This is a genomic window from Bradyrhizobium arachidis, assembly GCF_024758505.1.
Taxonomy (GTDB): domain Bacteria; phylum Pseudomonadota; class Alphaproteobacteria; order Rhizobiales; family Xanthobacteraceae; genus Bradyrhizobium; species Bradyrhizobium manausense_C.
On sequence record NZ_CP077970.1, the window covers coordinates 5,199,516 to 5,218,762 of the forward strand.

Annotated in this window: 21 protein-coding genes and 1 pseudogene; 10 read left to right on the forward strand and 12 right to left on the reverse strand. The window is 61.2% G+C overall.

All coding sequences use genetic code 11. The features are described 5' to 3' along the window. The first annotated feature begins 69 nt into the window (after positions 1-69). Positions 70-1,854: an AAA family ATPase gene (locus KUF59_RS24030; protein ID WP_212459757.1), complete on the forward strand. Its 1,785-nt coding sequence runs from the start codon at positions 70-72 to the stop codon at positions 1,852-1,854. Positions 1,855-2,070: 216 nt separating this feature from the next. On the opposite strand, the gene KUF59_RS24035 is transcribed toward KUF59_RS24030, so the two are convergent. Both KUF59_RS24035 and KUF59_RS24040 read right to left on the reverse strand, forming a co-directional pair. Then, complete coding sequence (locus KUF59_RS24035) at positions 2,071-2,694, reverse strand: hypothetical protein (RefSeq protein ID WP_212459946.1); 624 nt, start codon at positions 2,692-2,694, stop codon at positions 2,071-2,073. A 699-nt stretch (positions 2,695-3,393) separates the two neighbouring features. Further along, positions 3,394-4,314, reverse strand: coding sequence for a DMT family transporter (locus KUF59_RS24040; RefSeq protein WP_212459756.1), 921 nt, complete (start codon positions 4,312-4,314; stop codon positions 3,394-3,396). 324 nt (positions 4,315-4,638) lie between these two features. Here KUF59_RS24040 and KUF59_RS24045 point away from each other — a divergent pair, with 324 nt between their 5' ends. The 3 genes from KUF59_RS24045 (at position 4,639) to KUF59_RS24055 (ending at position 8,089) form a co-directional block, all read left to right on the forward strand. Then, a complete protein-coding gene (locus KUF59_RS24045) occupies positions 4,639-5,700 on the forward strand; it encodes a transglycosylase SLT domain-containing protein (RefSeq protein WP_249140476.1) in 1,062 nt (353 codons plus the stop codon). Between the two features lie 919 nt (positions 5,701-6,619). Continuing rightward, a complete protein-coding gene (locus KUF59_RS24050) occupies positions 6,620-7,390 on the forward strand; it encodes a hypothetical protein (RefSeq protein WP_309500863.1) in 771 nt (256 codons plus the stop codon). 66 nt (positions 7,391-7,456) lie between these two features. After that, positions 7,457-8,089 (forward strand): class I SAM-dependent methyltransferase, encoded by a 633-nt coding sequence (locus KUF59_RS24055; protein ID WP_212459754.1) that lies wholly within the window; start codon positions 7,457-7,459, stop codon positions 8,087-8,089. Between the two features lie 191 nt (positions 8,090-8,280). Here the strand turns inward: KUF59_RS24055 and KUF59_RS24060 are convergent, their stop codons facing one another. After that, the gene (locus tag KUF59_RS24060; RefSeq protein ID WP_212459753.1) at positions 8,281-8,550 is read right to left on the reverse strand and encodes a DUF2312 domain-containing protein; all 270 of its coding nucleotides are present in this window, start codon (positions 8,548-8,550) and stop codon (positions 8,281-8,283) included. 193 nt (positions 8,551-8,743) lie between these two features. Here KUF59_RS24060 and KUF59_RS24065 point away from each other — a divergent pair, with 193 nt between their 5' ends. Next, positions 8,744-9,538 (forward strand): transglycosylase SLT domain-containing protein, encoded by a 795-nt coding sequence (locus KUF59_RS24065; protein ID WP_212459752.1) that lies wholly within the window; start codon positions 8,744-8,746, stop codon positions 9,536-9,538. 68 nt (positions 9,539-9,606) lie between these two features. Here KUF59_RS24065 and KUF59_RS24070 read toward each other — a convergent pair whose 3' ends face one another. Both KUF59_RS24070 and KUF59_RS24075 read right to left on the reverse strand, forming a co-directional pair. Then, positions 9,607-9,903 (reverse strand): hypothetical protein, encoded by a 297-nt coding sequence (locus KUF59_RS24070; RefSeq protein WP_212459751.1) that lies wholly within the window; start codon positions 9,901-9,903, stop codon positions 9,607-9,609. Between the two features lie 414 nt (positions 9,904-10,317). After that, positions 10,318-10,812 (reverse strand): hypothetical protein, encoded by a 495-nt coding sequence (locus KUF59_RS24075; RefSeq protein WP_212459750.1) that lies wholly within the window; start codon positions 10,810-10,812, stop codon positions 10,318-10,320. Between the two features lie 333 nt (positions 10,813-11,145). On the opposite strand from KUF59_RS24075, the gene KUF59_RS24080 reads away from it, so the two are divergent. After that, positions 11,146-11,379 (forward strand): hypothetical protein, encoded by a 234-nt coding sequence (locus KUF59_RS24080; RefSeq protein ID WP_212459749.1) that lies wholly within the window; start codon positions 11,146-11,148, stop codon positions 11,377-11,379. A gap of 26 nt (positions 11,380-11,405) precedes the next feature. Here KUF59_RS24080 and KUF59_RS24085 read toward each other — a convergent pair whose 3' ends face one another. Both KUF59_RS24085 and KUF59_RS24090 read right to left on the reverse strand, forming a co-directional pair. Beyond that, on the reverse strand, positions 11,406-11,603 hold the full coding sequence (locus KUF59_RS24085; RefSeq protein ID WP_212459748.1) for a hypothetical protein: 198 nt from the start codon (positions 11,601-11,603) through the stop codon (positions 11,406-11,408). Positions 11,604-11,647: 44 nt separating this feature from the next. Continuing rightward, positions 11,648-11,938: a cytosolic protein gene (locus tag KUF59_RS24090; protein WP_212459747.1), complete on the reverse strand. Its 291-nt coding sequence runs from the start codon at positions 11,936-11,938 to the stop codon at positions 11,648-11,650. Between the two features lie 168 nt (positions 11,939-12,106). Here KUF59_RS24090 and KUF59_RS24095 point away from each other — a divergent pair, with 168 nt between their 5' ends. Then, positions 12,107-12,280 (forward strand): hypothetical protein, encoded by a 174-nt coding sequence (locus KUF59_RS24095; protein ID WP_186294307.1) that lies wholly within the window; start codon positions 12,107-12,109, stop codon positions 12,278-12,280. Between the two features lie 116 nt (positions 12,281-12,396). Here the strand turns inward: KUF59_RS24095 and KUF59_RS24100 are convergent, their stop codons facing one another. After that, positions 12,397-12,657: a hypothetical protein gene (locus tag KUF59_RS24100; RefSeq protein ID WP_212459746.1), complete on the reverse strand. Its 261-nt coding sequence runs from the start codon at positions 12,655-12,657 to the stop codon at positions 12,397-12,399. A 225-nt stretch (positions 12,658-12,882) separates the two neighbouring features. On the opposite strand from KUF59_RS24100, the gene KUF59_RS24105 reads away from it, so the two are divergent. Next, the gene (locus KUF59_RS24105) at positions 12,883-13,233 is read left to right on the forward strand and encodes a zinc ribbon domain-containing protein YjdM (protein WP_212459745.1); all 351 of its coding nucleotides are present in this window, start codon (positions 12,883-12,885) and stop codon (positions 13,231-13,233) included. Positions 13,234-13,467: 234 nt separating this feature from the next. Continuing rightward, positions 13,468-14,121 (forward strand): phasin family protein, encoded by a 654-nt coding sequence (locus tag KUF59_RS24110; RefSeq protein WP_258767203.1) that lies wholly within the window; start codon positions 13,468-13,470, stop codon positions 14,119-14,121. A 145-nt stretch (positions 14,122-14,266) separates the two neighbouring features. Here the strand turns inward: KUF59_RS24110 and KUF59_RS24115 are convergent, their stop codons facing one another. The 4 genes from KUF59_RS24115 to pdxY all read right to left on the reverse strand — a co-directional run bounded on the left by KUF59_RS24115 (position 14,267) and on the right by pdxY (position 17,840). Continuing rightward, on the reverse strand, positions 14,267-14,527 hold the full coding sequence (locus tag KUF59_RS24115; protein WP_212459944.1) for a hypothetical protein: 261 nt from the start codon (positions 14,525-14,527) through the stop codon (positions 14,267-14,269). A gap of 279 nt (positions 14,528-14,806) precedes the next feature. After that, complete coding sequence (locus KUF59_RS24120; RefSeq protein ID WP_212459743.1) at positions 14,807-16,213, reverse strand: adenylate/guanylate cyclase domain-containing protein; 1,407 nt, start codon at positions 16,211-16,213, stop codon at positions 14,807-14,809. Positions 16,214-16,752: 539 nt separating this feature from the next. Beyond that, positions 16,753-16,917, reverse strand: coding sequence for a Flp family type IVb pilin (locus KUF59_RS24125; protein ID WP_212459742.1), 165 nt, complete (start codon positions 16,915-16,917; stop codon positions 16,753-16,755). A 116-nt stretch (positions 16,918-17,033) separates the two neighbouring features. After that, on the reverse strand, positions 17,034-17,840 hold the full coding sequence (gene pdxY, locus KUF59_RS24130; RefSeq protein ID WP_258767204.1) for a pyridoxal kinase: 807 nt from the start codon (positions 17,838-17,840) through the stop codon (positions 17,034-17,036). Between the two features lie 252 nt (positions 17,841-18,092). On the opposite strand from pdxY, the pseudogene cax reads away from it, so the two are divergent. Next, positions 18,093-19,192 (forward strand): annotated as a pseudogene (gene cax, locus KUF59_RS24135) (calcium/proton exchanger). The last annotated feature ends 55 nt before the right edge of the window (positions 19,193-19,247 follow it).

Here is a 19,247-nt window from a genome sequence, read left to right on the forward strand (position 1 = left end):
CTTTCCCTTAGACACGGCCCCCCGAAAACCGTGCGACGGCGCATACTCGCCTAAAGAGGACAGGATAGTATGTATTTCTCTAGCGGCTTAATCCTGAACAGCGGCCCGATAGCAAGTCTGCAGCTCACCCCATCCTTCACTGACGATGGGCTACCTAAACCGCTCGTCCTTGTGGGCACAAACGGCTCGGGAAAAACCGGAGCATTGTCGACTATTGCTGATGCACTAGCCGAAATCGCGGCTCAGTACTTCATCAATGCACTTCCGGCGCACGGAGCTGGTCACAAATACTTTCGGATGCTCGGCGGAAGAAGTCTGCGAATTAACCAGTCGTTTGAACTTAGCGCGCTGAAGTTTGTCCATGGCAATACCGATTTCCTCATTAGGGCAAAATCGGGCTCCGTTCCATCCGATGCGATTCCTCGAAGCTTCACTCAGTTCGATCCTCTGGCTGGACTAGCAGGTGGAGGTAGCGAGAAGGTCTTCTCCGGCGATACCGGAAAGCTTCATGAAATCTTCGCTGGAGGCGCATATGCGTTCTTTCCTTCGAGCCGCTATGAAATTCCACACTGGGCTAATACTCAAGTTCTTGAACGCAATCCCGAGTGGGATTTCACCCCAAGCGTGTCCGACCGTCTCGAAAACCCGATTATCGTTGAATCTTCCTTTCAAGAGCTCAAGTCTTGGCTCTTAGATGTCGTCTCCGCACGCACGATTGATTTTCATCATGTACTCGCCGCGACCGACCTCGACTTACTCAAGAGATCCTACCGTGGAGGTCACTACATAAATGTATCAAACAGTCTTGGTTTGGATGAGATATTCTCGACGATACTTGGACGAAGGGTGCGAATTGCGCGGCTAATGGGAGGTAGCAAGGACCGAAGAGTGTGCATAGCTGAGGGCAATGAAATTGTGCTGAATTCCATTGACCACCTATCAGCAGGACAATCTTCTCTTCTTTCCATATTTGGCACCGTGGCGAGGTACGGCAATGTTCCTCGGTTACCTTTGGACCAACTACAAGGATTGGTTTTAGTCGACGAGATCGATGATCATCTGCATGCGGACTTACAGCACGACGCGCTCCCTAAGCTGATGAAATTGTTTCCCCGCATACAGTTTATTGTGAGTTCTCATGCTCCACTCTTCTTACTCGGAATGCAGAAAGCCTTCGGTGAAGATGGATTCTCAATTGTTGATTTGCCGTCTGGCCTAACAATTGGGCCTGAACGGTTCTCTGAATTTGAATCTTCGTTGTCCTATTTTCGTGCAACGCTTTCATTCGAGAACCTTCTTCAGGCAAGGATCGGAGCCGCTGGGCCGCCGTTGGTCTTAACAGAAGGGCAAACCGATCCCACATATTTGAAGGCAGCATCCGAGCTCCTGGGCTTCGCCGATCTGACCACCGGTGTCGAATTTGACTGGGTTGGCGCTCCCGATGTCCGAGGCGCCCAGGGTGGCGGAAAGAGCCATCTCGATGATGCTGTTAAATTCCTTGTCAACAATCCGCAATTTCAGATCAGAAAAGTGCTCTTTTTGTACGACCCCGAGACGAGGAAGTCGTCGTTCGACTCTGGAAACTTGCATGTTAGGACCTTGACTCAAATTCCTACAGCGAAGCGAAAGAACGGGATCGAGAACCTTCTGCCCGATCATGTGTTCGAGCCCCGCTTCTTCCAAAATACGGTTATGGGCAAGGGTGACGACAAGGGTCCCGTACCCATGCTGCAGAAAACCCAACTCGCCGAGTATCTCTGCAACGCAAAACGCGATCCCGCGGACTTTTCTGCTTTCCGGGACGCCCTTGAAGTGATCCGAGAGTTATTGCTTCCCGTTCAACAAGAAGCGTAGCCCGTAGCGAACCTGATTGTTCCGGCAACCATCCGGGTCCGATGAAGGTGCTGGCGCGATCACACTACGGGCAGCCACAAACTGCTCAGCACGCGTAGGGTAGATTAGCCGAAGGCGTAATCCACCAATTCGCACAATGCGGCGGCGGGTTACGCTTCGCTAACCCGCCCTACGCGCTCAATTCGGATAGATCGTTGCAGTAATGTCGGACGAAGCCTACACCGTCCTGCCGCGGCGCAAGGCCGCGTAAAGACCGACGAGGGTCCCGATCGCGACGAGCGCTGCCGCGAGCAATAGTTGCAATTCGCCGTCATCGGTGGAGCCTACGGACGACAACAATCTCGTCACCACGACGAACAGGATGCCGACCGAGACCGCGGCACCCAGGCAGAGATGGACGAACTCGCCGGTCAGGTTGCGGTCGAGAAGTCCGAGCGCCGTGAAGTACATCGCGCCGGCGTTGGGGTGAACGAACACGGCGATCCGCGCATAAGGCCCGTAGGCGTCGAGGAGGGATTCGCATTTACTCATCGCGGCTTTCGAGGCTATCAGCTTCAGGAACGGCCTGAAGAACCGGGCCTGTCCATAGCTGAGGACGGCGCCCACGATGATGGCCAGCCATGCCAGGATGAAGACGAACGCATCCGCGGGCTTGGGATTGAGCGCGACGGACATCAGGATCAGAGCGGTTCCTGGAAAATAGCCGAAGTACGGGAAGACCGACTCCAGGAGCACACACACGAATATGAAAACCGGAAACCATGACGAGGCGGCCGCCTCGAGCACGATCGCGTTCATGTCCAGGATATCAGTCTTGTAGAGCAGCAGGTACACGCACATGGCTAGTCCAGCCAGCGCGTAAAACGGCAACGCCCCCGTCAGGAATCGCTTCGTCACTGCCGAACAGCCCGGCAGGCAAGTTTGCGCATGTGCACGGCGATTCCTTCGATGACCCGATCCCGACCCCACGCCAGCCCGCGTGAAGTCCCCCAGCGAGGTTCTACCGCGTCTGAGTTCTACGCGCTAGGCTCGCCAGCTTGCGCCCTGCCATAGTCATCGGATTTGTGCTAAAGTTCTACCGGTTTCCATCGGCGGAAGAGTATCGACCATGACCCCGAAAGAAACTTCTTCCCTCGTCCTCGAGAGAGCGAAGCACGGCGCGCTCATAGATCGGTGTGGCCGGATCTTTTTCTACATTGCCCTTTGGGCTGCAGCTGTATGCTCCGCCTTTCCAATTCCAATTCCAATTCAGTTGCCGTTTTTTCCGCACGATTATTTTGGGGTCGGCGCTTTGATTTTCCCAATCGGGCTATCGCTACTCGCATGGGCTATTTTCGAGTGGCTCAAGTGGCGGATTCTCTAGGCCCCACTCACCGCCTTTTCCAGCAGGGCTACGTTTGTGTAGTGATTGGTTCGTAGGGTGGGTTAGCCCCGTGAATTGCGCGAAGCGCAATTCACTAGGCGTAACCCACCTCTTTTATCTCCGCGTTAACAGAAGTGGTGGGTTACGCCTACGGCTAACCCACCCTACGCACCGCCCTACCCCTGCCTTTGCGCCAGCCAGAACCCGCACAGCACCGTCGCCAGTCCCGCCATCTGGAGTGACGTCGGATGCTCGCCGAGCAGCAGCCAGGCGACGAGCAGCGTAAGCGCCGGCACGCAGGCCGGAAACACCGCGGCGCGGGCGACGCCGAGGCGCTGGACGGAGACGGCGAACAGGTAAAGCGCGGCGGGGCCGGCCAGAATGCCTTGCGCGAGCGCCTGGAGCGCATTCTCGGTGAGCCCAAGTGCAGCGACGCGCGCGAGGCCGCCAGTGACGAGGTAGATCGGCAGCAGCGCGAGCGACAGCACGTTGATGACGATGGCGGCGGAATAGGCCGAGACGTGCCAGCGGCGCAACAGCATGCCGAAGCTCGCGAACATGAAGCCGGTCAGCACGAAGATCAGGTCACCCTGCACGCCGTCGGCGCCGATATGGCCGATTGACTCCGCGCCGATCACGCAGAGGCCGCCGACGATGACGATGGCGCCCGCGAGGCGCGAGGCCGTGATCTTTTCCTTCAGCACGAGCGCCGCGAGCAGGAGGCCGCCGAGCGTGGCCGACGATGGCTGGATGACGCTGCCGTGGCCGAGCGGCACGAACAGGAAGCCGGTATAGGAGATCAGCGACATCACGGGGCCGCCGAGCACCATCAGCACGAGGCCCCTTCCCCATCCGATGCCGCAGAGATCCGTGATGCCCGCGCGCAGCACCAGCGGGATGAACGCGATGCCGGACCAGACGTAGCGGTGCACCAGGAGATCGACCGGCGTGAAGCCGGCCTTCAGCCCGTGCCGCGTGGCCGCAAAGCCGAGCGCCCAGAACAGCGCGGCTGCGAGGCCGCAGACGATGCCGAGCAGCGCCGGTGTCGCATCGGGCTTTTGGGTGAGCGCGTCGGTGCCGCGCGTGCGTTGGTCCATGGTTTGGAGTTACGTCGACGCAGCCACGCGCTCAACCCACGCGCCTGCACGGCTGGCACGCGCGGCGACACACGGGTGTAGCAAGCGTAGCCCGGACGAGCGAAGGCGGAAGCGAAACCCATCGATTGCGACCCACGACGATGATGGGTTTCGCAAGAGTTCAACCCCATCCTGCGGGCTTCCAATTAAGGCGACCTTGGCGACGCGGCCGAGACTGGCCGCACCTGCGCCGCAGATGCGCCCCATTGTCTCCCCCTCGCCTCCTTAATCGGCGTGCCTAGTCGGAGCCATGAACGGGGGGACCGCGGCCGCGCGGCGGCGACATTGAAGATTTGGCAAGCAAGCTGTATTGCCGGCGCGCTGACAGCGACTTCGCTTGTCGCGATTGGTCAGATCGCGGTACCGCGCCCGAGCATCGCAACGCCGAATGCAAGAGTTGCCGATGCATTCAGCGGCATCGCGCTGAACGTGACGACGGCGCTGACAAATGCCAGCGCGGCGTATCCGACCCCGGCCATCGCGGCGAAATTCGATACGGGGTTATCGGCGAATGCGATCGTGGCGGAGGGATTTGGCGCCGCGGCGCGGGACTCGGTGCCGCCGTCCGATGTAACCAGTTCGCAAGGGCCAGAGTTGCAGCTCGCCAGCCTGGAGGCAGCGTCGCCGGAGAACGAGGCAACGCAACAGCAGGATCGTGCGCCCGCAGCGTCGCCCGATCCGGGTGAAGGCAAACAATCGTATCTCAAGTACTACGTCTATTCGGAAATTCCGCCGCCGGAGAAGCCCGCGAAGATCGCCTTGTCGGCGTTGAGCGGCGTTCCGCTCGGAACGCCCGTCCAGGAGATCGAACGCGCCGCCGAAGCGTTCGGTATCGACGCCAATTTCATGAAGGCAGTCGCCAAGATCGAATCCGATTTCAATCCGAAGCAACGCACCGGCTCCTATATCGGCCTGTTCCAGCTGAGCAAGTACGAGTTCGGCAAATTCGGATCGGGCGACATCCTCAATCCGCGCGACAACGCGATGGGTGCCGCCTACAAGTTCCTCACCGAGGCTGCGCTATTCGAAATATTAACGCAGAAGAAGCCGACCCTTTCCGATCTCTACCTGATCCACCAGCAGGGTTGGCAAGGAGCCGCCCAACACATCAGCCATCCGCAGCGGATTGCCTGGAAGTCCATGTGCGCAACCCAGGAGGGCACGGAGAAGGGCGAACGATGGTGCAAGCGCGCCATCTGGGGCAACACGCTGCCGGCGGTCAAACGCGAATGGAAGTCGGTCGATGGTCTCACCTCGGCCGCGTTCGTGGCGATGTGGCGGGACCGCGTCGACACGTTCTACGCCCGCTATCCAGTGCTGACTGCGGCGGCCGAACGCTCGAGATAGAACAGCAAGCGTAGGGCGGATTAGCCGACTGCGTCCGCCGTAGCTGACCCGTCCTACGCACTCCCTTCTCCTCATCGCTCATCATTCGCCGGCGCATTGCGGCGTGCCTGTCTCGCGGCTTGCCTCGCCGCCCTCCTCGCAACCCACCGCGCGCGAAACCGCTTCGCGGCACGAAAAGTCCGCGGCGCCACCACCTGAAATGCCATTGAGGCAACTCCGGCGACCACCCCCTTCACCACGTCGAAAGCGAAATCGGGTCCAAAATACTCCCACATGACCCTGCATCCTTCTCGCGAAGGCTCCGCCGGGCGGTCGTGGGCAAATTGCAAACATGAAAAAGGCCCCGTCCGTCACCGGCGGGGCCTCAAGAAAAATCCCTGTGCGCGTTGTTCAACGCACGCGAAATCTCCCGGTACACCCGCTCATGGTGGACACGATGAAAGAGCTGCAAAGCATGCTCGTGCGATTGAAAACGCCCATAGCGATCATCCCAAAATCAGCGAATGCGAGAAGCCCGGTGCGCAATGCCAAATGCACGCACGAGAGGCCAATGGCGGCAGAGAAGCAGACTGAAGGGCTGCCGTCTGTGTGGCAATTCACAATTGCCGGGTGAATTTTCCAGCCTATGGAATGGTCGCCATAAATTCTCCGTCACGCTCGCGTTGTCTTGATCGCGACGGCGGCGGGACCTATTCTTCCACATCCGCGGACCGCCGCACTCATTCCGTTGACGCCAGACTGAATGGAAAGCGCATCGGTGCCTCAGACGCACGACCCCAAGCCCGACGACCCCAAGCCGGACGACCTCAAGCCGGATCCACAAGGCCCGCAGCGCGCCGATGTCGAGCTGGCGCGGGCCCATGAACGGATCAAGAGCGCCAATGAGGAACTTGCGCGGTTGGATCGATTGGTCTCCGGATTGGAGCGCGGCAGCGACAGCCCGCCGATCCGGCAGATCAAAGCTGCTGCGGAACGAGGCGACGCTCCCCAGGCGCCAGCGCCGGAGCGCAAGGCTCGCCATCAAGGCCTGAAAGGGGACCGGCCCATGCTGCGAGCCTTCGTTGGCCTGCTGCTGGCGATAGGCCTTCTTGGTGCTGCGTTCGCTTCGCAATACCGCGATGAGGCCAAAGCGATCATGGCGCGATGGGCCCCGCCGGTCGCGAGCCCGTCCCCGGAGGTATCAGAGGATCGCAGTCCTCCGACGCCGCCAACAGTCCAGCTGGCTGCTGCGGATGAGCAGACGCCCCTGCCCGCGCCGCCGGTCCGCAAGGAGGCGGAAAGCGCTCCGCCAGCCGGCGCCACATCGCCCTATCCGGCATCCGCTGAGCTTGTGCAATCGCTCAAGACCATCACCGAGGCACTTGCAAGCATCAACGAAAAGCTCGAGCAACAGAAGAGCCGCAACGAGCAAACGCTTCGCGAGCAGGCCGACGCCATTCAACAACTCAAGACGGCGCAGGAGAAAGGTGCTGATGACAATGCGCGCCTCGCCGCACAGGTCCAGGCGCTGCAAACGCAGCTTACGACCTTATCCGCGAAACCCGCCGGGCAGAGCGTGATGAAGCAGACCGAGATGGCTGTGCGTCGGCACATTCCCGCAGCCGCACCTCGGCGGCCCAGGCCGCCGCGCGGACCCTGGACGCCCCCGCCATACATGGTCGACCCTTATTACGGCGATCCGGATTGGTGAGGTGCACCATCGTTCCGATGGGTCGGCCCCGAGCAGCGCACTGGGGTCGTGCTATAACCTGCCGCCATGCGCACGGCTGAAGATTTCAATCGCTACTATGAAACACCTGATCCGTGGGGCTACGCGCGCGCGACATTCAGGGACAAGGTGCTGCGCCGACGCCTGACGCGATCCATTCGCAAAAAATCGGTTCTTGAGCTTGGCTGCGGCGAAGGCCACCTCACCCAGGTGATTTTTCACAGGGCGCGATCGGTGACTGCCGTCGATATCAGCGATGTCGCGATTGCCCGTGCGAAGTCGCGGAATCTGGGAAATGCTGGGTTCGAGACCGCGGACCTCCTGGAAACGTCGTTTGGGGGTTACGACGTGATCGCAGCCATCGAATGTATCTATTATTTGTCCCATCAGGAGCAGGGAGCATTTCTGGCGAAGGTTGCCAGGGAACACCCCGGCAAGCTGCTCTGGCTTTCGGGTCCCATCATCGATTATCAGAGATACTTCAGCCACCGGCGATTGATGCTCGAATTCAAGACGCTCGGATTCACTGTCATCAGATTCTATAATCTGTCGGTCTATTGGCACCCGCTTTCATCTCGGATTGTCGGCAACCTCCTCAAGCTGCCGCTTGGCTACAGGCTGCTGGATCGGCTCCCCGAGCGGATGATCTACCAAAGACTGTACGCCGTGCGAGCACCGTAAGCTCACTCACATGCCCATGCAGATAAATTCGTTCTGCATCTGAAGCCGCTTCGTTCTCAAAGAACGAATCGGAATCGTACAAAAAGAAAAGAAATGGGCAGGTTACGCCGAGCCTTGAACCGGGCCGCGCGAAGCGCGGACCGGCTCGCCAACTCAAGCTACGCGCACGTCACTTGATTTGATTAATTGCATCACGCCGCCTTGGCGGCACCTTCCGGCTGCGCCGTGTCCATCGCGCGCATATAGAGATCAAGCAGGGTTTCGCGCTCGTCGCGCTCGTCCTGGTCCTGCTTCCTCAACTTGATGATCTCCTTGAGGATCTTCACATCGAAACCCTCGGCCTTGGCTTCCGAGAAGACCTCCTTCTTCTGCTCGTTCAACTCCAGCAATTCGGTATCCAGGTTCTCGATCCGCTCGACGAACGAACGAATTTTTCCGCCGGGAATGGTGATGTCAGTCATGGTGCCTCTTTGTTGAATGAGGCCATGAAAATGACCGCAAACGAATGACCAATGTGTTAACCGACGGGTCCCGCACAGCATGTGGGAACCCGGCGCGCCGAGACGAGCGAGGGCGGAAGCGATACTCATCAAATTCGGTCAGGTGATGGGTTTCGCAAGGGCTCAACCCACCCTGCCCACTCGCACACGCCGCATGCCAAGAAAAAGCAAGCTCCTCCCTCGCCTTCGCAGCTTCCGGCGGGTCGCGCGGTGGGCGCGAAAAAAGCTCGCGCGGGCACCGCGGATGGTTCGGATCGTCGGCAGCGTGGCGATCCTGCTTGCGGTCGCAGCGCTTCTGAACATCGTCTATCAAGTGATCCGCAAGCCGACTGAGCTGTTTGTCCTTGTCGGCAACGCCCTCGACAAGGAGCCGGCCGAGAACTGGCGGCATTACGGGCCGCTCTTCCGCAAGCTTTCCACCGCTACGATCACGCCCGAATTGCTGGCCGCGCTGGCGCAGGTCGAGAGTTCAGGCAATCCGGTCGCGCGCACCTACTGGCGCTGGCGATTGAGCCTCAATCCCTTCGCGATCTACCGGCCCGCCTCCAGCGCCGTCGGCCTCTACCAGATGACCGATCCAGCCTACGCCGAGGCCGCGCGGTTCTGTGTCCGCAGCAACACGGTCACGGAGACCGGCTGCGGATTCACCAGTCTCTACATCCGCGCGATCCCGAGCCACGCCATCGAGCTGGCATCGGTGTACCTGGACCGCAATGTGGCTGATGTTCTCACCCGCGCGGGCGACCTAAAGGCAAGCGCGCAGCAGAAGCAGGATCTGGCCGCGTTCATCCATCTCTGCGGCGCGGGTCCCGCCACAGCCTACGCACGCCGTCACTTTCAGATGATGGCCGGCGAGCGGTGCGGCGATCACCTCGTCGCAAGCTATGTCTTCAGGGTCAACGCGATGAAGCGGCAATTTCAGCGCCTTGCCGCGGATGACGGCAATTAGCTCGTAGGGTGGGTTACCCCGCGGCTGCGCGAAGCGCAGTCCGCTCGGCGCAACCCACCCTACGGACTTCAGTACCCTGACTTCGTGCTCGAGCCGGTGGTCGGCTTCGTGCTCGCGCCGGTGGTTTGACCTGGAGCGTAACCGGACGCGCCGGGGCTGGTCTTCTTCGACGCCTTCGCGTGCTGCTTCTTATGTCCGGGAGCGTAGCTGGAAGCTCCCGGCTCGCCTTTCTTGGAACCCGTTTGCTGCATGTCCTGACGCTGCATCTCCTGACCTGGCGCCTTGCTCGACACACCCTGAGCGAACACGGCTGGTGCTGTAGCCATGACGACGGCAGCAGAGAGCGCAATGACCATTGCTTTCATGTCGTCCTCCGATGAGCCCCTCATTGCAACGAAGTGAACCCAACGCCCGTTCCTCGGGGGCCCATGCGGAAAACCGTTCTGCATCTGACTCTGCTTCGTTCTCAAAGAACGAATCGGAATCGCGCAAATCAGCCATGGACACGTCTTAACGTTCCATTTCTCGCTGAGGATTTGAATGAGCTTGGCCGTATCCGCCCACGCGAATATTGGCGGGTCACACCTTCGGCTGATTAGCGCAGCCTAACCCACCTCTTTCGCTTCCGCGTACAGACAGCGCGTGGAATGGGTGGCGCGATGCCCATCAGCGCTGTGCACGCCGATGGGTTTCGCGACAGATCACCCTTCCCACAAGCTGTCATTCCCCAAGAGACCCGACCAAGAGACCCGACCGTCTTGGGGCTGCAGTTCCCGATACTATGCGCGTTCTATCTCGAGCGCGCGTTCTACCTCTATCTCTTGCTCCGCAAACTCCGGGCTGGGAGTCTCGCCTACCGAGACTTCCGCCATTCGGCGCTTGACCTCTTCACATGTCTTGCGGACGTCTTCGGTGAATACCGCGCATTCTTCGATGCGCTTGAAGATCTTCCGTCCCTCTTCACGATACCCCGCCGCCGTTTCGCGCATGAAGGCAATCGCATCATGGACCTGGGCCGTCAGCGCCTCGCACTTTTTCGCGGCGTCGATCAACTCGGTGCCCATGGCCTCGATCTCTTTTGCAGCGGACTCATAGTCGCGAATGACCGCCTCTGCACTGAGCGCACCGACGCGCGTCACCCCCGCGGTGTGCTCGACGTAGTCAGGCAGAGCAATGGACGCGATGGAACTTCCCGGGCGTACCGAACTAATGTCCGCCTCGAGTTGAACCAGGTTCACTCCTTCGCGTCTGCGCAATTGTTCAACACTTGCCATTGAATTGATCCTCCCAATACGCACCCAGAACCCCAAACGGCGTTGAGTGTATTACGGGGGTAAGCGGTGTTCTAACCCGTTGTGTCCTTGACAGTCTCAACTTTGCCATTTTTTCCCAATCGCTGACGCAGCACGCAGCGATGATGGACGTCATAAGCGCTCAACCTTCTGGTTGCGGTTCGCGAAGCTGGCAGGTTTCGCAACAATTCGACCCCGCCGGGCTCCCACGGCGCGCGAGCCCGGGCCGGCAAATGCCGGGGAACCAATGGTCGCGCAACGTCTTGAGATATGCCGCTTCCATTATGGACGGCTCAGACCCGTTGAGAGGCGAAAATGGTCCTGATGATGGGCCTTGGCGCGCTGCTCATCCTGGGCGGACTCCTCTACACGGCACGCGCCACCATATGGCGGGGACCGCTGAGCGGCCGGGATTCCTCCCAGCCGGTTCGTGGCACGCTTGAGCCGCCCCGGCGCGGCGTGGGCTTCCTCGGGTGGGAAGCAAATTGGCCGGGCGTTCTGCTGATGGCCCTCGGCGCAGTTCTCATGGCGGCCGGCGCCACCCTGTAGGCACACCCTACGCGCTGCTGCGAGAGCTAGCCGGTTTTCTTGGTCCGCAGCGCTTCGTGCGGGTGTCGACGATCGCCGCGTCGATTCGACTTGCGAACGTAGGTGACGAGCGCCTCGGGGTTTTCAATCTTGATCTTGAGGGCCGCGACCAATGCGTCCTCGGCTTCGATTGTGAGCGCCTTGGCGCGCATGCCGAGCTTCAATCCGACGGTATATGATGTCATGGCAGGCTCCTCGATCCGCGCCGCAAGACAAGACCGGATCACGGCTATTCTATCAGCATCGGCGACCCGAGTTCATCGAAGCGAAAGAGCTGAAAGACCCGCTGACCGTTGAAGTCGAGGACTCGCAGATCATCAGTCTCGTGCAGATTGCTTTCGACCGCTTGAAAATGCCCGCCATAGCGTTGTCTGGCGAGCGACAAGGGAACCTCGAACGCGACGAATTTTCCGATCCCCTTCTGCCTGAGCACCTCAAGCAGCTTCTGATCGTGCGAGGACTCGTGCGACGTGAGAATGAGCAGCGGACCGCTCGCCGTGAGCAGCAAGAGCGATTTCATCGGATCCTCCTTCGCTGGTCGGACCGAACTTTCGCGTCTTGTCCAGTTTAGCCCGCAGAAGGGGTAGAGCGAAGCGAAACCCATCGACTGCTGCCGCGAACATGACGGGTTTCGCAAGGGCCCTCCCCGTCCTACAGTCGCTCCCAGAATGCGCGGAGCAGCATGGCCATGAACGGAAATCGGTACTACGGCGTCCGAGTCGAGGGCGCGAAATACGGCGTGGGCTTTGGCTCCGCGCTCGCGATCGCGATCTCCTACACCAACAACCATTCGATCCTGTGGGCGATCATTCACGGCATCTTTGGCTGGCTCTACGTGATCTATGTCGCGCTGTTCGGGTGACGACGTCAGCACGTAAGCACAGTCCGCTCGGCGTAACCCACCCTACGCAGCACCACAGCAAAAAGCCCGCGACGAGGTCGCGGGCTTCCTGCGATTTCAGCGATGGCGTCGAGCGTTCAACGCACCTGGCCGATAGTGCGGCCTGCCGATGCGGTCGCCCTCGCGCGCGGCGTCAGCACGCTGACCTGATGGGGGGTGGCGGACACGGCCGCGACCTGCGTTTGCTGTTCGACATGCGCGGCGCCGAGCACGGCGACCTGGGCTTGCGAGATCGGCAGCGCGTTCGCCTCGAAGGTCGGCATTTCAGCGGCAAAGCCTGATGTCGCGCCGGCCATGGCGATTACGGCGGCTGCGATGGTTAACGAGATAGTCTTCACACCGATTCTCCTCAGTAGCAGGTGGAGACCGAGAGGTAGGTTCCTTTGCTGCGTTGCGGTAGTATCGTCTGCTGCATTGCAACAATGCAGATTTGCTGTCAGGACAGGCCCGACGATTTGTTCGGCCACAATGATTTGGGGCACGACTCCTGATCCTTTCAGCTTCTGCGCGCGGATCCCCACGCGAGCCGCCCGGCTCTTAAGCCAATGACGACGAGGTCTTTGATGAACGACGTGCAAAAATGCCCGAAATGCGGCTCCGAACATGCCTATAGGGATCGCGACCTCTGGGTCTGCCCGGAATGCGCGCATGAATGGAGCGCGACTGGCGAAGCAGCCACGGACTCGGCGGACGACACGGCCGTGCGCGACGCCAACGGCAATTTGCTTGCCGACGGCGACAGCGTCATCGTGATCAAGGATCTCAAGGTCAAGGGCTCGTCGTCGGTCGTCAAGGGCGGCACCAAGGTCCGGAACATCCGCCTGCAGGAGGCGACCGACGGCCACAACATCGCCTGCAAGATCGACGGCATTGGCGCGATGAATTTGAAATCGGAGTTCGTGAGGAAGGCGTGAGCCACTTTGGGCATGATCTCCGCGCAAACGCGTTTCGCGTTTGTCGCGAGGGAATACCGCTGCGCACTTTTCCGGATCATGCTCCAGCCGGGATCCCTCTTCCAAATCTCAACACATGACCGTCACCCCGGCGACAAGACGCAACCGCGATTCCAGCGCAAACACGGCTGAGGCTCGGCGCACAGCCCAAAATGGGGAACAATTGCAATGTTGAGTACGGACGCAACCAAGTCGATGGGAAAATCGGGGCAACGGAAGGGCAAGAAAAAGTCCGGGCAGCGGGCAAAATCCGGCCAGCAACAAGCGACCGGGCAAGCGACCGGGCAAGAAACCAAGCAAGAAACCAGGCAAGAAACCGGACAAGAGACCAGGCACGAGACCGCAAAGGACGAACTCCAGGCCGCCCCGACGGAGACCGGCCGGGAGAGTGTCGAAGAGATCGTTCAGGAGATTGCCCAGGAGATCCACAAGATCGGCCAAGAGGCTGGCCAAGAAACCGGCCAAGACATCAGCGCGCCGATCGCGCCGGCTGAGGACATTCCGGCTGAAGCTTCCGCGATGGATCCGCCAGCGGGCGCGCTGGTCGTCTCAGCCGGCATCGCTCCGGTCAGTCCTCAAACCGTCGCGGATGCCTATGCCGACTACACCAGAAAGTCGCTCGAGCATATCTGGTCGTTCTTCGGCAGGTTGGCCGCTGCGCGGTCGCCAGCTGAAGCCTTCGAGCTTCAGATGCAGTTCGCGAAGGAGGCATGCGAAACTTTCGTCGCGGAGTCGCAGAAGATCAACGATCTGCAAGCCGAATTGGCCAGACAGCGTGTCATGAATTTCGAGGGCTTCGTTGCCAAGGTCACCCAGACCACATTCGAGCTGCGCGCGACACGTCATTAGGGCGTAACAAGCGTGACGAGCGTAGCCCGGACGAGCGAAGCGATATCCGGGATTCTTGCCGCGTGGATGGACCGACCCGGATTTCGCGGAGCCTGCCATCGGGCGCGCATTCGCGCGACCCGTTGGCTCCATCCGGGCAACTCACTCAGTTGGCCGCCCGTACGTCGTTGCGGCCTGCCGCTGCGGTCGCCGTCAGCTTCGGCCGCAGCTTCAGGACTCTCACCTGATGCGGCGACGGTGCAGTGATCGAGACCTGCGATTGCCGGACATGCGCCGCTCCCAAGACGGCGACCTGAACAGACGAGATCGGCAGCCCGTTCGCTTCATAGGTCGGCAACTCCGCGGCAAGGCCTGTGGCCGCGCTGGCGATCGAAATCGCGGCGGTGGCCGCGATAATCGGTGACATCTTCTTCACGGCAATTCTCCCAAATTGGATCTGAAGAGCCGGACCTATGCATCCGCGCCGCGCCGTCAATGAGATGATTATCATCATATAAAAACAAGATCGTGATCGACCTTCACGCAGAGGATTTATTTCGCTCCTGTACGCAGGATTGAATCCAGATTCTAAAATCCCCTGCGGGCGTAGAATGATCCTGCCGTCATGTGCCAACAATCGCTTGCGCGAAGCGGTGGAACCGCGCTCCAGATCCCGTCACTTCTTTATGAGCGACCGTTGCCCGTCTCAGGGAATCTCGTACACCGACACCTTGTCGGCAATCCCGCTCAGCGCCACGCTTTTGCGCGTCGGCGTCAGCCCGCCGGCCTCGAGCAGCGTCCTGGCATCGGCATTCTCCACGACTTGCTCCGTCACCACGATCGAGCGCGAGGCGGCAAGGCCCTGGACGCGCGAGGCGATGTTCACGGTCTGCCCAAAATAGTCCTGCTGGCCGTTGAGGGTGACCGCGAGGCAGGAGCCCTCGTGGATACCCATCTTGAGCAGCAGGCCCTGGCGCTGGCGCTCGGCGCCGAGATCGCTCATGGCCTCGCGCATGCGGATGGCGGCCGCGATCGCGCGATCGGGTGTCTCGAACGTCGCCATCACGGCATCGCCGATGGTCTTGACGACCGCGCCGCGTTCGGAGGCGATGATCTCCTGCAACAGCCGAAAATGCTCGTTGACGAGATCGAAGGCGACGAGGTCGCCGACGTTCTCGTAGAGCTGGGTGGAGTCCTTGAGATCCGAGAACAGGAAGGTCAGGCTCAAGATCTTCAGGCGCTGGCCGATGGCGAGCGTGTCGGTGCGGTAGAGATCGCGAAAGGTCTGGTTGGTGAGCAGGCGCTTTGCCGTCAGCGCGGGCTTGCGCCTGGAGAGCAGCGCGTCGAGCGCCTGGTTCGCCACCCACACCGCCGGCAGCACGCGGCCGTCGGTGCGATTGTCCAGCGTCAGCCGCAGCGGCCCGGGGCGCAGGGAGACCGCATCGACATGCGTCTCGGCCTTGCTGAAGATGAGGGACAGGTTTTGCCGCTCGGCCGCCTCCTCGCCTTTTACTTCGAGGAACTGCGCCGTGTGCGTCACGGGCTCGAAGACGATGATCGTCCCCTCAGGGACGTTCAGCGAGAGGATGGCCCGCTCGCCCGGCGGCAGGTCGACGGTCTCCAGCGTCAGTTCGCGCATGGCCTTGTCGAGATCGGCGGGCAGATCGATCGCCGAGCTCCAGAACACCTGGCGATAATATTCCGGCACGGACAGGCTGTCGGGATTATGGGCGGCGATCTTGCGCAGGCGCGGTGAGACCGTGAACGTCACCTCGACCAGATTGTCGAGCGAGGTGTCATAGCCCGCGGCGCAGAACGCGCAATGATACTGCGGACTGGTCAGCGTCTTCAGGCTCTTGTTGGCGGAGAGCACGCCGGCGCAGCTCGGGCACATCACGGCCCAGGTCATTTCCAGCATGCCGAGCTGCACCCCATGCAGCAATCCCGCAATCACGCGCTCCTCATCGAGCTTGGCTTCCCTCGCGAGATCCAGCGCATTCATCCGGTTCAAGGCATGGTCCGGCGCCTCCCGCACCATGCGCTCGAACAGGTCGACGACATCAGCGTCGGCGGACTGCCGCAACAGGCCAAACAGGGTTTCGATTTCGCTCATGGGAGGATGCTACCTGAAAGAGGCGCCGGCGGGGAACCGCCTCTCTGTAGGTATGTCCGGACCGGCGGGGAACAAGCCGTAGCAGCCAATTGCTGCGTCACGATGATGTGCGCAGGACCCCGTTTGATGCTGCCAAAAACTCTGATCCATCACCGTCATTGCGAGCGGAGCGAAGCAATCCAGTCTGCCGCCGCGGAAAGATTCTGGATTGCTTCGCTGCGCTCGCAATGACGATGTGGAAGCAGCGCACTCAAATGTCTGACCGTCATGCTGAGGTGCCGGAGCGAAGCGGAGGCCTCGAAGCACGACGGCCCCGCCGCATCCGGTCCGTTCATCCTTCGAGGCTCTCCACGCGACGCATTGCGTCGCATGGCTCAGGATGACGGGGCGGACCATCACCCCGTCATTGCGAGCGCAGCGAAGCAGTCCAGTCTGCCGCCGCGGAAAGATTCTGGATTGCTTCGCGGAGCTTGTCATCGGGCCGCGCTTCGCGCGGACCCGTTGGCTCGCAATTACGATGGCAATGCTGGTGCAAGCCCCTACTTCAACGCCGTCGCAAGCGCAGTCAGCTTCTCCACCAGGTTGGTACCGAGCGCGTAGATCACCTCGATGATCGCAAGCGCAATGCCGGCCGCGATCAGGCCGTATTCGATGGCAGTTGCGCCGGTTTCATCGGCGACGAATTTCTTGAAAATGCCCTTCAAATTGCTATCCTTCCCAGTTGCGCAGCCTACGGTCTGCACGCAACGGGATAGATTCCACAATCTACGATTGCGTTAATTTCAACGCGGCAATTTGACGAAGACGCGTAACTGCGCGCTCAATCGCGCGGCCAGGGGACGAGGCTCATCTCCTCGCCGCCCTGCGCCTGCGTGCGAACAAGCACCGCGAACACGCCATCCACCGCCGCACGCACGGCGGCCTCGACGGAAGCGCCCTTCGCAACATGCGCGGCGATCAGGCCTGAGAGCAGATCGCCGGTGCCGCAGGGACGGATCGGCAGCCGCACCGTGGCAAAGCGGCTCGCCTGCCCGTTCGCGCAAAGGATCGTCTCGACCTGTCCTTCCGGCGTGTCCGCAAGCGTGCATCCGGTCGCAACGACGCCGCTTGGGCCCTGCGCCGACAGTGCCGCGCTCGCGGCGAGCAGGCTGGCAGCGTCGGTTACATCAACGCCCGCGAGCTGTTCCAGCTCGAACTGGTTCGGCGTCACGAGCGATGCCGCCGGCACGAGCCGCTTTCGCACCACGTCCAAAATGCCCCCGGCGACGTAGACCTTGCCGTCATCCCCGATCACGGGATCGCAGAGATAGGCGAGCTTTGGATTGCGCCGCCGCGCCCGCGCAACGAAATCGGCGATCGCATGCGCATTGGCCTCCGAGCCGAGATAGCCGGTGACGAGCACGGAGGCGCGCTCGACCAGCCCCCGCTCCTCGACGCCCACAAGCAGATCGGCAACCAGCTCCGCATCGAGCACGCGGCCGCGCAGGCTCGGATAGCGCGGATGGTTCGACAGCAGCGTCGTCGGCACCGCCGCAACGCTCACGCCCTCCGCCTGCATTGGATAGACGGCCGCGCTGTTGCCGACATGGCCGTGGACGACCTGGCTTTGAATGGAGATGACGAGCATGAGGCAACTCTAGCATGAGAGCAGGCGCGATTGCGTCATCGCCGCCGATTTGTCCGACCTGTCAACGGCTTCGTCCCATCCACAGTGTGTCGCGCCAAAAATTGCCTTCTACTTTGCATGGGGTTGTTTCGAGGTTTTGACGCCCCTACCCTTTTTTTCCGCTTCCCAGCCGACCCGCGATCCCTTGAGGCAGATCAACGCTGCTCCGTCCCGCACCCCAACCCTCGCTTCCGGGCAAGGAGGGGGGCCGACATGCAGGTGCTGCTGAGGGAGATCCGTCATAATCCGCTGCTCTGGCTGCTGACGATCGTGCCGGTCGTGCTGGTGGCCGCAAAAACCGCGCCGGAGGCGCACACGATGCTGTTCGTGCTCGCGGTGCTCGCCATCGTGCCGCTGGCCGCCCTCCTCAGCCACGCCACCGAGGCGGTGGCGGCCAAGACCGGCGATGCGGTCGGCGGGCTCCTCAACGCCACGCTCGGCAACCTCACCGAGATGATCATCGCGATCACGGCGCTGCATGCCGGCCAGTACATGCTGGTGAAGGCATCGATTGCCGGCGCCATCGTCACCAATTCGCTGTTCATGCTCGGCGCCTCGTTCCTGATCGGCGGGCTCCGCCATCGCGTCCAGGAGTACAACCGCGCCGGCGGGCGACTCTATTCGGGCCTGTTGCTGATGGCGACCGTCGCCCTGCTCGCGCCCTCCGCCGTCGCCGATCTCGAGGCTGCGCGCGATCCAGCGATGATGCAGAAACTCAGCGTCGGCCTCGCCGTGTGCTGATCGCCGCCTACGCGCTCGGCCTGCTGTTCTCGCTGGGGACGCACAAGGACCTGTTCGCCAGCGCCGAGCACGACGAGGCGGAGGCGCCGTGGCCGATCGGCACCGCGCTCGCAACGCTGTTCGTCGTCACCGTGCTGGTGGCGCTGGTGAGCGAGATCTTCGTCGAATCCGTGCAAAAGGCCGCCGAGAGTTTTGGCATGAGCCCGGCCTTCGTCGGCTTCATCATCGTCTCGCTGGTCGGCGCCGCCGCCGAGATGGTGGTGGCCTTCTCGGCTGCGCGCAAGAACCGCCTCGACATGAGCGTATCGATCGCGCTCGGCAGCGCCTCGCAGATCGCACTGTTCGTAGCACCGGTGCTGGTGCTGCTGAGCTACGTCACCGGACCGAAGCCGATGGATCTCCTGTTCTGGCCGGGCGCGGTCACCATGACGCTGATCGCGGCGCTGACTGCAAGCTTCATCACCAACAGCGGCCGCTCGGCCTGGTTCGTCGGCGCGCTGCTGATCTTCATCTACGCGATCTTCGCGCTGACGCTCTACGTCGTCCCGCCGGCGTCGCAGGCCGCAGGGTGAGCGGACCGGGACGTCCGGGGACGACACGTTTCCGCCATGGTGCCTCTGTCCTCTC

Bases quoted from the DNA above. Each gene is read 5' to 3' on its own strand.
- KUF59_RS24075 (WP_212459750.1), bottom strand. From the start codon at position 10,812: ATGGCAAGTGTTGAACAATTGCGCAGACGCGAAGGAGTGAACCTGGTT.
- KUF59_RS24035 (WP_212459946.1), bottom strand. From the start codon at position 2,694: ATGTGCGTGTACCTGCTGCTCTACAAGACTGATATCCTGGACATGAAC.
- KUF59_RS24030 (WP_212459757.1), top strand. From the start codon at position 70: ATGTATTTCTCTAGCGGCTTAATCCTGAACAGCGGCCCGATAGCAAGT.
- KUF59_RS24055 (WP_212459754.1), top strand. From the start codon at position 7,457: ATGCGCACGGCTGAAGATTTCAATCGCTACTATGAAACACCTGATCCG.
- KUF59_RS24110 (WP_258767203.1), top strand. From the start codon at position 13,468: ATGGGAAAATCGGGGCAACGGAAGGGCAAGAAAAAGTCCGGGCAGCGG.
- KUF59_RS24095 (WP_186294307.1), top strand. From the start codon at position 12,107: ATGAACGGAAATCGGTACTACGGCGTCCGAGTCGAGGGCGCGAAATAC.
- KUF59_RS24090 (WP_212459747.1), bottom strand. From the start codon at position 11,938: ATGAAATCGCTCTTGCTGCTCACGGCGAGCGGTCCGCTGCTCATTCTC.
- KUF59_RS24085 (WP_212459748.1), bottom strand. From the start codon at position 11,603: ATGACATCATATACCGTCGGATTGAAGCTCGGCATGCGCGCCAAGGCG.
- pdxY (WP_258767204.1), bottom strand. From the start codon at position 17,840: ATGCTCGTCATCTCCATTCAAAGCCAGGTCGTCCACGGCCATGTCGGC.
- KUF59_RS24070 (WP_212459751.1), bottom strand. From the start codon at position 9,903: ATGAAAGCAATGGTCATTGCGCTCTCTGCTGCCGTCGTCATGGCTACA.
- KUF59_RS24065 (WP_212459752.1), top strand. From the start codon at position 8,744: ATGCCAAGAAAAAGCAAGCTCCTCCCTCGCCTTCGCAGCTTCCGGCGG.
- KUF59_RS24120 (WP_212459743.1), bottom strand. From the start codon at position 16,213: ATGAGCGAAATCGAAACCCTGTTTGGCCTGTTGCGGCAGTCCGCCGAC.
- KUF59_RS24060 (WP_212459753.1), bottom strand. From the start codon at position 8,550: ATGACTGACATCACCATTCCCGGCGGAAAAATTCGTTCGTTCGTCGAG.
- KUF59_RS24080 (WP_212459749.1), top strand. From the start codon at position 11,146: ATGGTCCTGATGATGGGCCTTGGCGCGCTGCTCATCCTGGGCGGACTC.
- KUF59_RS24115 (WP_212459944.1), bottom strand. From the start codon at position 14,527: ATGTCACCGATTATCGCGGCCACCGCCGCGATTTCGATCGCCAGCGCG.
- KUF59_RS24105 (WP_212459745.1), top strand. From the start codon at position 12,883: ATGAACGACGTGCAAAAATGCCCGAAATGCGGCTCCGAACATGCCTAT.
- KUF59_RS24040 (WP_212459756.1), bottom strand. From the start codon at position 4,314: ATGGACCAACGCACGCGCGGCACCGACGCGCTCACCCAAAAGCCCGAT.